Origin of the sequence: Streptomyces sp. BE20 (genome assembly GCF_036322525.1) — a bacterium.
Classification (GTDB): Bacteria; Actinomycetota; Actinomycetes; order Streptomycetales; family Streptomycetaceae; genus Kitasatospora.
In genome coordinates this window covers 21,388-34,188 of record NZ_JAQYWW010000832.1, presented here as the reverse complement: position 1 = coordinate 34,188, position 12,801 = coordinate 21,388, and the positions used below count along the sequence as shown (strand labels likewise).

11 protein-coding genes are annotated in these 12,801 nt (G+C 74.8%); 6 read left to right on the top strand and 5 right to left on the bottom strand.

The annotated features are described in order from the left end of the window. Window positions 1-66: 66 nt before the first annotated feature. On the bottom strand, window positions 67-819 hold the full coding sequence (locus tag PUR61_RS17680) for a GntR family transcriptional regulator (RefSeq protein ID WP_329879828.1): 753 nt from the start codon (window positions 817-819) through the stop codon (window positions 67-69). Beyond that, window positions 816-1,571 (bottom strand): alpha/beta fold hydrolase, encoded by a 756-nt coding sequence (locus PUR61_RS17675; RefSeq protein WP_329879827.1) that lies wholly within the window; start codon window positions 1,569-1,571, stop codon window positions 816-818. Before PUR61_RS17675 ends, PUR61_RS17680 begins: the two co-directional genes overlap by 4 nt. Before the next feature lie 190 nt (window positions 1,572-1,761). Here PUR61_RS17675 and PUR61_RS17670 point away from each other — a divergent pair, with 190 nt between their 5' ends. From PUR61_RS17670 to hpaD, 4 genes are all read left to right on the top strand, one after another. Next, on the top strand, window positions 1,762-3,222 hold the full coding sequence (locus PUR61_RS17670; RefSeq protein ID WP_329879826.1) for a fumarylacetoacetate hydrolase family protein: 1,461 nt from the start codon (window positions 1,762-1,764) through the stop codon (window positions 3,220-3,222). Window positions 3,223-3,296: 74 nt separating this feature from the next. After that, window positions 3,297-4,217 carry a 4-hydroxy-tetrahydrodipicolinate synthase gene (gene dapA, locus PUR61_RS17665; RefSeq protein WP_329879825.1) on the top strand — a complete coding sequence of 307 codons (921 nt, stop codon included), beginning with the start codon at window positions 3,297-3,299 and terminating at the stop codon, window positions 4,215-4,217. 44 nt (window positions 4,218-4,261) lie between these two features. After that, window positions 4,262-5,806, top strand: a complete 1,545-nt coding sequence (hpaE, locus tag PUR61_RS17660; protein ID WP_329879823.1) for a 5-carboxymethyl-2-hydroxymuconate semialdehyde dehydrogenase — start codon at window positions 4,262-4,264, stop codon at window positions 5,804-5,806. A 22-nt stretch (window positions 5,807-5,828) separates the two neighbouring features. Further along, window positions 5,829-6,860, top strand: a complete 1,032-nt coding sequence (hpaD, locus tag PUR61_RS17655; protein ID WP_329879822.1) for a 3,4-dihydroxyphenylacetate 2,3-dioxygenase — start codon at window positions 5,829-5,831, stop codon at window positions 6,858-6,860. A 180-nt stretch (window positions 6,861-7,040) separates the two neighbouring features. Here hpaD and PUR61_RS17650 read toward each other — a convergent pair whose 3' ends face one another. Continuing rightward, window positions 7,041-8,303 carry a glutamine synthetase family protein gene (locus PUR61_RS17650; RefSeq protein WP_329879878.1) on the bottom strand — a complete coding sequence of 421 codons (1,263 nt, stop codon included), beginning with the start codon at window positions 8,301-8,303 and terminating at the stop codon, window positions 7,041-7,043. Between the two features lie 482 nt (window positions 8,304-8,785). On the opposite strand from PUR61_RS17650, the gene PUR61_RS17645 reads away from it, so the two are divergent. Both PUR61_RS17645 and PUR61_RS17640 read left to right on the top strand, forming a co-directional pair. Further along, a complete protein-coding gene (locus PUR61_RS17645; RefSeq protein WP_329879821.1) occupies window positions 8,786-9,589 on the top strand; it encodes an acetoacetate decarboxylase family protein in 804 nt (267 codons plus the stop codon). A 141-nt stretch (window positions 9,590-9,730) separates the two neighbouring features. Beyond that, on the top strand, window positions 9,731-10,303 hold the full coding sequence (locus tag PUR61_RS17640; RefSeq protein WP_329879820.1) for a MarR family winged helix-turn-helix transcriptional regulator: 573 nt from the start codon (window positions 9,731-9,733) through the stop codon (window positions 10,301-10,303). Window positions 10,304-10,407: 104 nt separating this feature from the next. Here the strand turns inward: PUR61_RS17640 and PUR61_RS17635 are convergent, their stop codons facing one another. Both PUR61_RS17635 and PUR61_RS17630 read right to left on the bottom strand, forming a co-directional pair. Continuing rightward, complete coding sequence (locus PUR61_RS17635; RefSeq protein ID WP_329879819.1) at window positions 10,408-11,151, bottom strand: gamma-glutamyl-gamma-aminobutyrate hydrolase family protein; 744 nt, start codon at window positions 11,149-11,151, stop codon at window positions 10,408-10,410. Continuing rightward, window positions 11,148-12,653: an aldehyde dehydrogenase family protein gene (locus tag PUR61_RS17630; protein WP_329879818.1), complete on the bottom strand. Its 1,506-nt coding sequence runs from the start codon at window positions 12,651-12,653 to the stop codon at window positions 11,148-11,150. Before PUR61_RS17630 ends, PUR61_RS17635 begins: the two co-directional genes overlap by 4 nt. Window positions 12,654-12,801 lie beyond the last annotated feature (148 nt).

Here is a 12,801-nt window from a genome sequence, read left to right as displayed (position 1 = left end):
CCGCCCCTGCTGCGGGCTCGGCGCCCCGCTCGGCGTCCGGACCCGGGTCCGGACGCCGGGTCCGGCTCAGCCCGACGGCTTCGCCTGGTGCAGCGCGTCGGCGGTGGCCGCCTTGTGGGCACAGGCCACGCGCTCGATCTCCGCCATGTCGGCACCCCGCTCGATCAGGTCGAGGATGTGCTCGTGCTCCACCACCGAGCGCCGGGCCCGGCCCGGGACGTAGGTGAAGGTGGAGCGCCGCATGTGGTCCAGCCTGGCCCACTCGGCCTCCAGCAGCGACCGCAGGTGCGCGTCCGGGCAGTGCTGGTAGATGGAGAAGTGGAAGGTGCGGTTGAGGGCGGTGAACGCGGCCGGGTCGAACTCGTCCAGCGCGGCCACCATCCGGGCGTTGATCTCGCGCGAGGCGGCGATCTGGTCCGGCGTCAGCAGCGGCGCGCAGATGGCCGTCGCGTACCCCTCCAGCCGGGCCAGGATCTGCAGCGAGTGCTCGACCTGGACGGACTCGAAGACCGCGACCCGGGCCCCGATGTTGCGCACCACCTCGACCAGGCCGTCCGACTGGAGCCGGCGCAGCGCCTCGCGCAGCGGGATGGTGCTCACCCCGGTCTCCTGCGCGAGCTGGTTCATGACCAGCCGGTAGCCCGGCCCGTACGTGCCGTCGAGGATGCGTGAGCGGAGCAGCTCGTAACTCTGCTCGGCCTTCGACCCGCCGGTGGATCGGTCCTTCGCGGAACCCAACGCCGTTCCCTCGTCCTTCCTCACACCGGCCATCGCCCCCGTGGCGGACCGCTCGGCGGTCCGCGCGCCCCGTGCGGTCACCGTGCGAGGGCCTTCAGTACGACACGGCGGAACTCCGCACCGGCCACGGCCCCCAGGTGATCGCCGGGGACGGTCACCAGCTCCGCCCCGTCAAGGGGAGCAACGATACTCTCGATGCCCCGGGTCATCACATCGTCCGCGCCGACGACCACGACCGGCGCGACCCGGCCGGCCCAACCGCCCGGCGCGAAGGGGGTGTTGCGCAGCCCCTCGACGCAGCGGGCGAGGGCCGGGGCCCGGTCGCCGCGCGAGCGGACCAGGCCGGCGACCATGCCGGTGAAGGGGTCCTCGGGCTCGCCGCCGCCGGCCACCGCGCGGTGCAGCGCCTCGACGTCGACGGCCGCGAACGGCTCGCGCGGGCTGAGCCCGCCGAGCACCACGCGCCCCACCCGCCCGGGCGCGACGGCCGGGAACTCCCAGGCCAGCCGGGCGCCGAGGGAGTAGCCCACGAGGTCGAACTCCCCCACCCCGAGGGCGTCCAGGGCCGCCAGCAGACGGCCCGTCAGGGCGCCCGCGCCCATCTCGGCGGCGTCGACCGGGTCGGCCGAGGCGCCGTGGCCGGGCAGGTCCGGCACCACGACGGTGCGGCCGGTGGCGGCGAGCGCGGCGGCGGTGCCCGGTGCGATCCAGTCGGTCACGCCGTCGGAGACGAAGCCGTGCAGCAGGACGACGGGCGGCTCCCCTCCGGTGGTCCGCACGTCGCCCTCCGCCGGCGTGATGATCCGCACCGCCAGGCCGTCGATCTCTCTCATGCCCCTGCACCTCTCCCCAGTTTTCGCATACGATTTTTGATAGTACTGCACGCACCCTCCCCGGTCATGACCTCGACAGGGTCGATCTGCGCCCACGGATCATGTACGAAGTCGCATCCGATCAACCATGGTCAGCGCCCATCGCGTCCGCTATCGTGCATGATGCCGTATACGATTACAGGAGGGCAACGTGGAGCACCCCCTAGGGCTGGCGCCGGGAAAGATCATCGCGGTCCACCTCAACTACCGCAGCCGCGCGGCTGAACGCGGCCGGACACCGGACGCCCCCTCCTACTTCCTCAAGCCCCCCACCTCGCTCTCCTGGAGCGGACGGCCCGTCGTCCGCCCGGCGGGCTGCGAACTGCTCGCCTTCGAGGGCGAGATCGCCGTGGTGATCGGCACCCGCGCCCACCGGGTCTCCCGGGAGAACGCCCTGGAGCACGTGGCCGGCTACGCCGCCGCCAACGACTTCGGCGTCTACGACCTCAAGCACGCCGACCTCGGCGCCAACCTGCGGGCCAAGGGTCGCGACGGCTACACCCCGGTCGGCCCCGCCCTGCTCACCGACGTCGATCCGACCCGGCTGCGGCTGCGCACCTGGGTCAACGGCCTGCTCGTCCAGGACGCCTCCACCGAGGAACTCCTCTTCCCCGTCGACCTGCTGATCGCCGACCTGTCCCGCTCGACCACCCTGGAGCCGGGCGACGTCCTGCTGATCGGCACGCCGGCCGGCTCCACCGTCGTCCGCCCCGGCGACGTGGTGGAGGTCGAGCTGGAGGAGAGCGGCCGGCTGCGCAACGAGATCGTCGCCGAGGAACCCGGCATCACCGAGTACGGCGCGCTGCCGCGGGCGACCGAGGCCGCCCGGCAGGCGGCCTACGGATCCGCGCACGACGCCGGCCACCCGCCGTCGGCCGCCGGACGCGCCGCCGCCCCCGCGGGCCCGGCCGGCCTCGACGAGGAGACCGCCGCCGCGCTGCGCACCGTCTCCACCGCCACCCTCTCCAGCCAGCTGCGCGCACGCGGCATCGACCACCACTTCATCGAGGGCGTCCGCCCGGCCCGCCCCGACCTGCGGATGGTCGGCGTCGCCCGCACCCTGCGCTACCTGCCGCTGCGCGAGGACGTGTTCGCCGAGCGCGGCGGCGGGATGAACGCCCAGAAGAGCACCGTCGAGGAGATCCTGCCCGGCGAGGTGCTGGTCATCGAGGCCCGCGGCGAGCACGGCTCCGGCACCCTCGGCGACATCCTCGCGCTGCGCGCGCTGCGCCGCGGCGCGGCCGGGGTGGTCACCGACGGCGGGCTGCGCGACAGCCCGGCCTTCGCCGAGCTCGACCTGCCCTCCTACTACGCCGTCGCGCACGCCGCCGTGCTGGGCCGCCGGCACGTCCCGATGGACTCGCAGGTGCCGGTCGCCTGCGGCGGGGTGCTCGTCATGCCCGGCGACGTGCTGGTCGGCGACGCCGAGGGGGTCGTGGTCATCCCGCCCGCACTGGCCGCCGAGGTCGCCCGGGCCGCCGTCGCGCAGGAGGACGAGGAGCGCTTCATCCTGCGCCAGGTGGACCGGGGCGCCGGCATCAAGGGGCTCTACCCGATGGACGAGCACTGGCGCGCGCTCTACCTGCGCGAGAACCGGCCGCAGGGCGACTGACCCCCGCCCCCTCCCCCTCCCGCACTTCCCCGCCCCTCTCCCCCCTCTCCTCCCCCACTCCCGACGGAGAACCGATGAAGTTCCGAAGCGACCCGTCCGCGATCCGCGGCTCCCTCGCCCCCGTGGTCACCCCCTTCACCGACGCCGGCGCCGTGGACCACGACTCGCTGCGCGCCCTCGTCCGCTGGCAGCTCGACTCCGGCTCGCACGGCATCTCGCTGGGCGGCTCCACCGGCGAGCCGAGCGCGCAGAGCGTCGCGGAGCGGATCGCCGCGATGCGCACCGCCGCCGACGAGATCGCCGACCGGGTGCCGTTCCTGCCCGGGACCGGCTCCGCCAAGCTCGACGAGACCCTCGAACTCACCGCCGCCGCGGCCGAACTCGGCGCCGACGCCGCGCTGGTGATCACCCCGTACTACGCGCGGCCCACCCAGGAGGCGCTCTACCGGTGGTACGCCACGGTGGCCCGGGAGTTCCCCGACCTGCCGCTGGTGATCTACAACGTGCCCTCGCGCACCGCCGTGGACATCGAGCCGGAGACGGTGCGCCGGCTGTTCACCGACTTCGACAACGTCGTCGGCGTCAAGGAAACCACCAAGGACTTCGAGCACTTCTCGCGCGTCCTGCACGCCTGCGGCCCCGAACTGCTCGTCTGGTCCGGCATCGAGCTGCTCTGCCTGCCCCTGATGGCGCTCGGCGGGGCCGGGTTCATCAGCGCCGTCGCCAACCTCGCACCCGCCGCCGTGGCCCGGATGTACGAGCTGTGGGAGCAGGGCGACCACGCCGGCGCCCGCGCGTTGCACTACCGGCTCCACCCGCTGGTGGACCTGCTGTTCGTGGAGACCAACCCGGCCCCCGCCAAGTGGGTCCTGGCCCGGCAGGGGCGGATCGCCTCCGACCACGTCCGTCCGCCGCTCACCGCCCCGACCGACGCCGGCCTGGAGCGGATCCGCGCGCTCCTCGCCGCGGGCGGCGACCTGACCCAGCAGCTGTGACCCCGGGGCCGGCGGCCCCGCCCACCACGAGAGCAGGAGACGAGATGACCACCAGCACCCAGGCGACCCCGGAGGCCGCCGCCGACCCCGCCGGCGCGCCGGCCCGCCCGGCCGGACTGCCCGGCGCGATCCTGCACTGGATCGGCGGAGCGGCCGCCCCCTCCGCCGACGGCCGCGTCCTCGACGTCGCCGACCCGGTCTCCAACACCCCCTACGCCACCCTCGCGGCGGGCGGCGCGGCCGACGTCGAGCGCGCCGTCGCGGCGGCCAGGGCCGCCTTCCCCGCGTGGGCGGCACTCGGCAACCGCGAGCGGGCCACCGTGCTCAACCGGATCGCCGACGCCGTCGAGGCCCGCGAGGAGGAGCTGGCCGCGTTCGAGTCCTTCGACACCGGCCTGCCGATCACCCAGGCGCGCGGCCAGGCCCGGCGAGCCGCCGAGAACTTCCGCTACTTCGCCGACGTCGTCGTCGCCCTCGGCGAGGAGGCGTTCCGGGTCGGGAGCCAGCAGCTGAACTACGTGGTGCGCACGCCGGTCGGCGTGGCCGGACTGATCACCCCGTGGAACACCCCGTTCATGCTGGAGAGCTGGAAGCTGGCACCGGCCATCGCCTCCGGCTGCACCCTGGTGCTCAAGCCCGCCGAGTGGACCCCGCTGTCCGCCAGCCTCTGGCCGCAGATCCTCACCGAGGCGGGCGTGCCGGCCGGCGTGGTCAACATCGTGCACGGGCTCGGCCCGGAGGCCGGTCAGGCCCTGGTCGACCACCCGGACGTGCCGATCCTGTCGTTCACCGGCTCCACCGCCACCGGCCGGCACATCGTGCGCTGCTCGGCGAACCGGCTGAAGACCGTCTCCATGGAGCTGGGCGGCAAGTCCCCGGTCGTGGTCTTCGCCGACGCGGACGTCGAGGCCGCCCTGGACTCGGTGGTGTTCGGCGTCTTCTCGCTCAACGGCGAGCGCTGCACGGCCGGCTCCCGGGTCCTTGTCGAGCGCCCGCTGTACGAGGAGTTCACCCGCCGGCTGGCCGAGCGGGCCGAGCGGGTCAGGGTCGGCCTGCCGGGCGACCCGGCGACCGAGGTCGGCGCGCTGGTGCACCCCGAGCACTACCGGCGGGTGCTGGACTACGTCGAGACCGGACGCACGGAGGCCCGGCTGGTCGCCGGCGGCGGGCGCCCGGAGCACCTGCCCGAGGGGAACTACCTCCGGCCGACCGTCTTCGCGGACGTGCCGCGCGACGCCCGGATCTTCCAGGAGGAGATCTTCGGCCCGGTGGTCGCGGTCGCCCCGTTCGACGACGAACACGAGGCCATTGACCTGGCCAACGCCACCGAGTACGGTCTGGCCGCCTACGTGTGGACGTCCGACCTCAAGCGGGGTCACCGGGTCGCCCACGCCGTGGAGTCCGGCATGGTCTGGATCAACTCCCACAACGTCCGCGACCTCCGCACGCCGTTCGGCGGGGTCAAGGCCAGCGGCCTCGGCCGCGAGGGCGGTGCGCACAGCATCGACTTCTACACCGAGTCCAAGATCGTCCACGTGATGCTCGGTGACGTCCACACCCCGCGCTTCGGCGCCGACGAGCAGCACTGACCCGCAGATGGAGGTCACGGAGATGCCCACCCCCCCGGACGTCGTACGCTCCGCCTACGCCCAGCTGGTCGTCACCGACCTGCCCCGCACCCGCTGGTTCTGGGTCGACATGCTCGGCTTCCACGTCCAGTACGAGGACGACCGCACGCTGTACCTGCGGGGCACCGACGAGCTCACCCACCACAGCCTCGTCCTGCGGGTGGGCGACGCCGCCGCGCTGGACCACCTCGCCTACCGGGTGCGCACCCCTGAGGACCTGGACCACGCCGAGGAGTTCTTCACCGCACTCGGCTGCCCCGTGCGCCGGGTCCCGGCCGGCACCGGCACCCGCGGCGTCGGCGACGCCGTCCGCGTGGTGGACCCGCTCGGCTTCACCGTCGAGTTCTTCCACGCGATCGAGCGGGCCGAGCGGCTCATCCAGCGGTACGACCTGCGCCGGGGGGCGGAGGTCGCCCGGCTGGACCACTTCAACATCGTGGTTCCGGACATACCCGCCGCCTACGAGCACTACCGCTCCCTCGGCTTCGGCTGCTCGGAGACCATCGAGGGCGACGAGCACGAGCTGTACGCGGCCTGGATGTTCCGCAAGCAGACCGTCCACGACGTCGCGTTCACCAGCGGCGCCGGGCCGCGGCTGCACCACGTCGGGGTCTTCGCCCCCGAGGCGCACCAGGTGCTGCGGACGGCCGACATCTTCGGCTCGCTGCGGGCCGAGCACCACATCGAGCGCGGGCCCGGGCGCCACGGCGTGTCCAACGCCTTCTACGTGTACCTGCGCGACCCGGACGGCCACCGGGTGGAGATCTACACCTCCGACTACTACACCGGCGACCCGGACCACGAGACCTTCCGCTGGAACGTGAACGACGACCGGCGCCGGGACTTCTGGGGCAACGCCGTCATCGAGTCCTGGTACAAGGAGGCGGTACCGGTGCTGGACCTCGACGGGAAGCCGCAGCCGGTCGTCTCGGCCGCGCTGGACGAGTCGGCGGTCCAGGTCGGCGCGGACGGGCTGGGGAACATCCCGGCGGCCGTGCCGGCCGCGGAGGGCTGACCGGCCCGCACCCCGCCGAACGACGCCGCTGCCGCCCCGGGTCCGCCCGGGGCGGCAGCGGCGTTCCCGGGCGGGCACCGGCGGGGGGCGGCGAGCTGCGGGAACGGCGACGGACCCGCCGCCCGGGGCGGGCGTCGGGTCCGTCGGGGGTGCGGGTCCGTCAGAGGTGGGACGACAAGCTCAGAGGTGGTAGCCGTACTCCCGGAACTCCCAGTCGGTCACGTAGCGGTCGAAGCGCTCCAGCTCCGCCCGCTTGAAGGCCAGGAAGGCCCCGGTGAAGTCCTTGCCGAGCGCCTCGCAGAGGGCCGTGTCGGTCTCCAACGCGTCCAGTGCCGCGCCCAGCGAGCCGGGCAGCACGGGCGCCCTGGCGGCGTCGTAGCCGTAGCCCTCCAGCGGCGCGGACGGTTCCACCGCGTCCTCGACGCCGAGCGCGAGCGCGGCGACGAGGCCGGCGACCGCCAGGTAGGGGTTGGCGGTCGCGTCGCCCAGGCGCACCTCCAGCCGGGTCGAGCCGCCGCGCTCCGGCGGGATGCGCACCATCGCACTGCGGTTGTCCAGGCCCCAGTCGATGAGCCAGGGCGCCAGGGTGTCCGGCCCGAACCGCTTGTACGAGTTCACGGTGGGGTTGAGCAGCGCGGCCAGCGCGGGCGCGTGCCGCAGGACGCCGCCGATCGCGTGCCGGGCGGTGGCGGAGAGGCCGTCGGGCGTGCCGGGGTCGGCGAACACGTTCCGCCCCGCGGTGTCGAGGCAGGAGACGTGCAGGTGGAACCCGGAGCCGCCCTCGGCGTTGAACGGCTTGGCCATGAAGGTGGCCAGCCGGCCCTCCACCCGGGCGAGCTCCTTGACGGCGGCCTTGAACCGGAACGCCCGGTCCGCGGCGTCCACGGCCTCGGAGTGGGTGAGGTTGATCTCGAACTGGCCGCCGGAGAACTCGTGGTTGCCCATGGTGACGCCGATGCCGAGCCGGCCGAGCTGACGCAGGGTGCGCAGCAGGTGGCCGTCCGGGTCGCCGCGCCGGCCGGCCGCGTAGACGTTTCCCGGGGCGTCCGCGTAGGGCCGCCAGCCGCTCGGCGCGGTCGGGTCCGGGTCGCAGAGGAAGTACTCCAGCTCCGGTCCGACGACGGCGGTGAACCCGAGCCCGGAGAGGCGTTCGGTGACGGTGTGCAGGACCTCGCGGGGCGACTCCGGGCCCGGGCGGCCGGTGCGCGGGTCGGTGGTGCGGCCGAGGCACCAGGCGACGCCGGGCTCCCAGGGCAGCGGGACCAGGGTGGCGAGGTCGGGGTGGAAGGTGATGTCGGGCAGGCCCGCGTCGAGGCCGCCCTCGACCGGGACGACCTCGCCGAGCGGTCCGGTGTGGTAGATCGCGCGGCAGAAGGCGAGGCCGTGGTGGACGGCGTCGGGCAGGGCGTCGACGAGGATGTCGCGGCCCCGGTCGGTCCCCATGAGGTCCGGGTAGGTCACGCGGACGACGTCGACGCCCTGGGCCTTGAGCGCGGCAACCGTCTCGGCGACGCTCGGGCCTGCGGCGTTCGGGCCGGCGACCGGGGCGGTCCCGGCGTCGGGGGCGGTCCCGGCGGGGGATGCGGGGGTGGCGACCTGGTCGGTCACTGCGGGCCTCCTCGTGAGGCTGGCGTGGGGGAGGGAGTGCACCTGCGGTCCGGGCGGGCGAGCGGACAGCACCGGCCCCGGACTCTCGTTTGGGATCAAACATTAGGCCCGGGTGCCCCGTTCGGCAAGAGTCCGGGCCGGATCCGCGCAATCGGGGAGGAGGGGGTGACAGGCGGCCCGTCGCGGCATATCGTATGGCCCCAAACGAGAAACCCCCGCAGGTCGCGCCCCCGCCGCCGCGCCGCTTCCGCGGCTACGCCGCCGCGCCCACCGACCCGCCCGCCACCCGCCCCAGCCACCCCGAACCAGGAGGTGCCGTGGCCACCGTGCACGGCTTCTTTCACCCCAGGACGGCCACCGGCCGCTCCTCCCTCGTCCCGGCCCCGCCCTGGCACTACTCGGGCGACCTGCTGACGATCGAGTACCGCACCGACCCGGCCCGGGTCGCCGAGCTGCTCCCCGCGCCGCTGTCGCCGGCCGAGGAGGACCCCGGCGCGGTCGCCCTGATCTGGGCCGACTGGCAGTCCTGCGCCGCCGACGGCGCGGAGCTGCTCGACCCGGTCCGCTCCCAGTACCGGGAGTGCTTCGCCGTGGTGCGCTGCAGCTACCGGGGCCGGACCTACTCCCGCTGCGTCTACATCTGGGTGGACAAGGACTTCGCGATCGCGCGCGGCCTGCACCAGGGCTACCCGAAGAAGCTGGGCTCGATCCACCAGACCCGCCCGCACCCCTTCGGCCCGGCGCCCCGGCTCGCCCCCGGCGCCCGGTTCGGGGCCACCCTCGCGGCGGCCGACCGGCGGCTCGCCCAGGCGGTGGTCACGCTGGAGGAGGAGTCCCCGACCAACGGCTTCGTGAACGGCCACCCGATGGCCCACCACCGCCGGCTGCCGGCCATCGACCGGCCGGGCGCCTTCGCGCTGGACGAGCTGGTCGAGAGCGGGGCCGCCGCGTTCGAGGCCGGGCCGGCCTGGCGCGGCAGCGCCGAGCTGGAGCTGTTCGAGGCGCCCACGGAGGAGCTGGCCGCGCTGCGGATCGAGGAGCCGATCGCCGCCTACTACCGGCAGGTCGGCGTGGTCTGGAACGGCGGTCGCCTGCTGGAGCCGGCGGCCACGACGGGCTGATCCTGCGTCCCGGGCCCGGAACCCCCGGTCCCGGGACCCCCAGGCCCCGGACGCAGGTCGTACGGGTGCAAATGGAGTGCCCGGCACGCTAGATTCGGCCGACGACAGAACCGCGGCCCCGCCGCGTGGGAGGGACGACCGGTGACCAACCGCACCATCGAGGAGACCGAGCGGGCCGTCCTGGCCAAGCTGGGCCAGGTCCCGCTGCTACGGGCGCAGATGGCCGCCGTCTCCAACATCCACCGGGCGGCCGCCGCCGTCCGCCAGCACCTGGAGAACTCCGTCCTGCGCGGCGCCCAGCTGACCTGGACCTCGTTCGTGGTGCTCTGGGTGGTCTGGATCTGGGGCGAGATGGAGACCCGGTACGTCGCCGAGGAGGCCGGCATCTCCAAGGGCACGCTCACCGGCGTGGCCCGCACGCTCGAATCCCGCGGCCTGGTCGAGCGGGTCGGCCACCCGTCGGACGGGCGGATGGTGCTGCTGCGGCTCACCCCCGCCGGGGAGTCCCTGATGGCCGAGCTGTTCCCGCGGTTCAACCAGGAGGAGGCGTTCGTGGCCGGCGCGCTCTCCGACGAGGAGTGCGAGCAGCTGGCCGGCCTGCTGCGCCGCGTCGTCGGCACGCTGGAGCGGGACGGCGGGAACCGCCGCTCCGAGCTGACCGCCGACGCTCCCCCGCCGCCCCGCCCGGGCGGTCGCCGCCGGCGCGAGGTCTGAGCCCTCCGGCCCCCGCCCCGACGCGCCGGCACCCCCTCGGCCCCTCGCGGCCGGCCCGGTCCCCCTCGGAGGACCGGGCCGGCCGCGTTCGACCCCGGTGGCGCTCAGCCCCGGCGGCTCTCGGCGGCGGCGGCCTCGACGAGGGCCTCGAAGACGGCCCGCCGGCCCGGGTCGGCGGCCGCGGTGTCCTCGGGGTGCCACTGCACCCCGAGGAACCACCCGGCCGGCGAGGCGAGTTCGATTGCCTCCACGGTGCCGTCGGCCGCCCGCGCCGTCACCCGGAGTCCGCGCCCGAGCCGGTCGACGCGCTGGTGGTGGTAGCAGGACACCTCCCGCTCCCCCGTGCCGGTGACCGACGCCAGCAGGCTCCCGCCGACCGGCGCCAGCCGGTGGAGCACGTGCCGGTGGTCCCGCCCCGGGCCTCCCATGTCCTGCTCCAGGGAGCCGCCGAGCACCGTGTTGACCACCTGGAGGCCGCGGCAGACGGCCAGCGTCGGCAGGCCGGCCACCAGGGCGTACCCGGCGAGCGCGAGGTCGAAGGCGTCCTGCCCGGGGTGCAGGTCGTAGACCTCGGGGTGCCGGTCGGCCCCGCCGTAGTGCGCCGGGTCGAGGTCCCCGCCACCGGGAAGCAGCAGGCCCGCGCAGCGCGCGAGTCGCTCGGCGATCTCCTCCGCCCCGGCGGCCCCCGGCGCGCGGGGCCCGGCGGGCAGCATCATGAACGGCTCGCCGCCCGCCCGGTAGACGGCCTCGGCCAGCGCCTCGGCGGTCACCAGCGCGGCGTACCGCAGCGCCGAGGCCGAGGCCGAGTGCCGGGCGGGCAGGGCGATCAGCGGCCGGGCCGCGCTCACAGCCGGATCCAGGTGGTCTTGAGGTCGGTGTACTTGTCCAGCGCGTGGGCGGACTTGTCGCGGCCGTGGCCGGACTGCTTGACGCCCCCGAACGGCACTTCGAGCCCGCCCTCCTCGTAGCAGTTGACCCAGACCGTCCCGGCCCGCAGCGCCCGCGACATCCGGTGGGCGGTGGAGAGGTCCGCGGTCCAGAGCCCGGCGGCCAGCCCGTAGACGCTGTCGTTGGCGAGCCGGACGGCCTCCTCGGGCGTGTCGAAGACCTGGACGGCGAGGACCGGGCCGAACACCTCGTCGCGGGCGAGCCGGGAGTCCGCCGCGACCCGGTCGAACACGGTCGGCAGCAGGTAGTGCCCACCGGTCTCCGCGAGGGCGGCGGCGCCGCCGGCCCGCAGCCGGGCCCCGTCCTCGTGGGCGGCTCCGACGTGCCCGAGGACGCGCTCGCGGTGGGCCGCCGTGACCAGCGGGCCCATCTCGGTGGCCGGGTCGAGCGGGTCGCCGACCCGCAGCGTGCGGGCGCGGGCCACGACGGCGTCCACCACCCGGTCGGCCACCGCGCGGTGCACCAGCAGCCTGGACGGCGCGGTGCACATCTCCCCCTGGTTGAAGAAGATCCCCCAGGCGGCGGTGGCCGCCGCGCGGTCCAGGTCGGGGGCGTCCGGCAGGACGATGTTCGGGGACTTGCCGCCGAGTTCGAGCCAGACCCGCTTGAGGTTGGAGTCGGCGGCGTACCGCAGGAAGTGGCGCCCGACCTCGGTGGAGCCGGTGAAGGCGAGCGCGTCGACGTCCGGGTGGCGGCCGAGTGCGCGGCCGGCCTCCGGGCCCTGGCCGGCCAGCACGTTGAGGACGCCGTCCGGCAGTCCGGCCTCGACGGCGAGCGCACCGAGGCGCAGCGCGGAGAGCGGGGACTGTTCGGCGGGCTTGAGCACCACGGTGCAGCCGGCGGCGAGGGCCGGCGCGGTCTTCCAGGCGGCCATGGTGAGGGGGAAGTTCCACGGCACGACGGCCGCCACGACGCCGACCGGCTCGCGGGTGACGAGGGCGAGGGCGTCGCCGGGGGTGTGCGGGGCCTCGTCGACCAGCTTGTCGGCGAGCTGTCCGTACCAGCGGAAGGTGGCGGCCACCGCGCGCAGTTCGATGTCCCGCGCCTCGGCGACCGGCTTGCCCATCTCCAGGCTGATCAGCAGGGCGAGTTCGTCGCGGTGCAGCTCGACCAGGTCGGCCAGTCGCTGGAGTGCGCGCCCGCGGTCGGCCGGGGCGGTCCGCGGCCACGGGCCGTGGTCGAAGGCCCGGCGGGCGGCGGCCACCGCGGCGTCCGCCTCCGCGTCGCCGCCGGCGGCGACCTCCGCCAGGACGCGGCCGTCCCGCGGGGAGACCACCTCGAAGGTGGCGCCGCCGCCGGGTTCCTGCGTGCCGCCGATCAGGTGGGCGGTGGGGAGGGCGAGCTCGCGGGCGCGCCGCTGCCAGTCCTCGTACGTGCCGCCGTGCTGCGTTCCGCCCGTCACGGTGCCTCCGGTTCAGGTCGCGGCGAATGCCGCCGGGAGCTTCATTTGGAAGCAAACGATAGCCAACGACAGCGTCACGTCAAAGGGTTGACCTCGCCGAGCGCCGCCCCTATGTTGTTTGGAACCAAACGAGTAGAAGGAGGGCGCG

Bases quoted from the DNA above. Each gene is read 5' to 3' on its own strand.
- hpaD (WP_329879822.1), top strand. From the start codon at position 5,829: ATGCCCACCCCCCCGGACGTCGTACGCTCCGCCTACGCCCAGCTGGTC.
- PUR61_RS17675 (WP_329879827.1), bottom strand. From the start codon at position 1,571: ATGAGAGAGATCGACGGCCTGGCGGTGCGGATCATCACGCCGGCGGAG.
- PUR61_RS17650 (WP_329879878.1), bottom strand. From the start codon at position 8,303: ATGGGGACCGACCGGGGCCGCGACATCCTCGTCGACGCCCTGCCCGAC.
- hpaE (WP_329879823.1), top strand. From the start codon at position 4,262: ATGACCACCAGCACCCAGGCGACCCCGGAGGCCGCCGCCGACCCCGCC.
- dapA (WP_329879825.1), top strand. From the start codon at position 3,297: ATGAAGTTCCGAAGCGACCCGTCCGCGATCCGCGGCTCCCTCGCCCCC.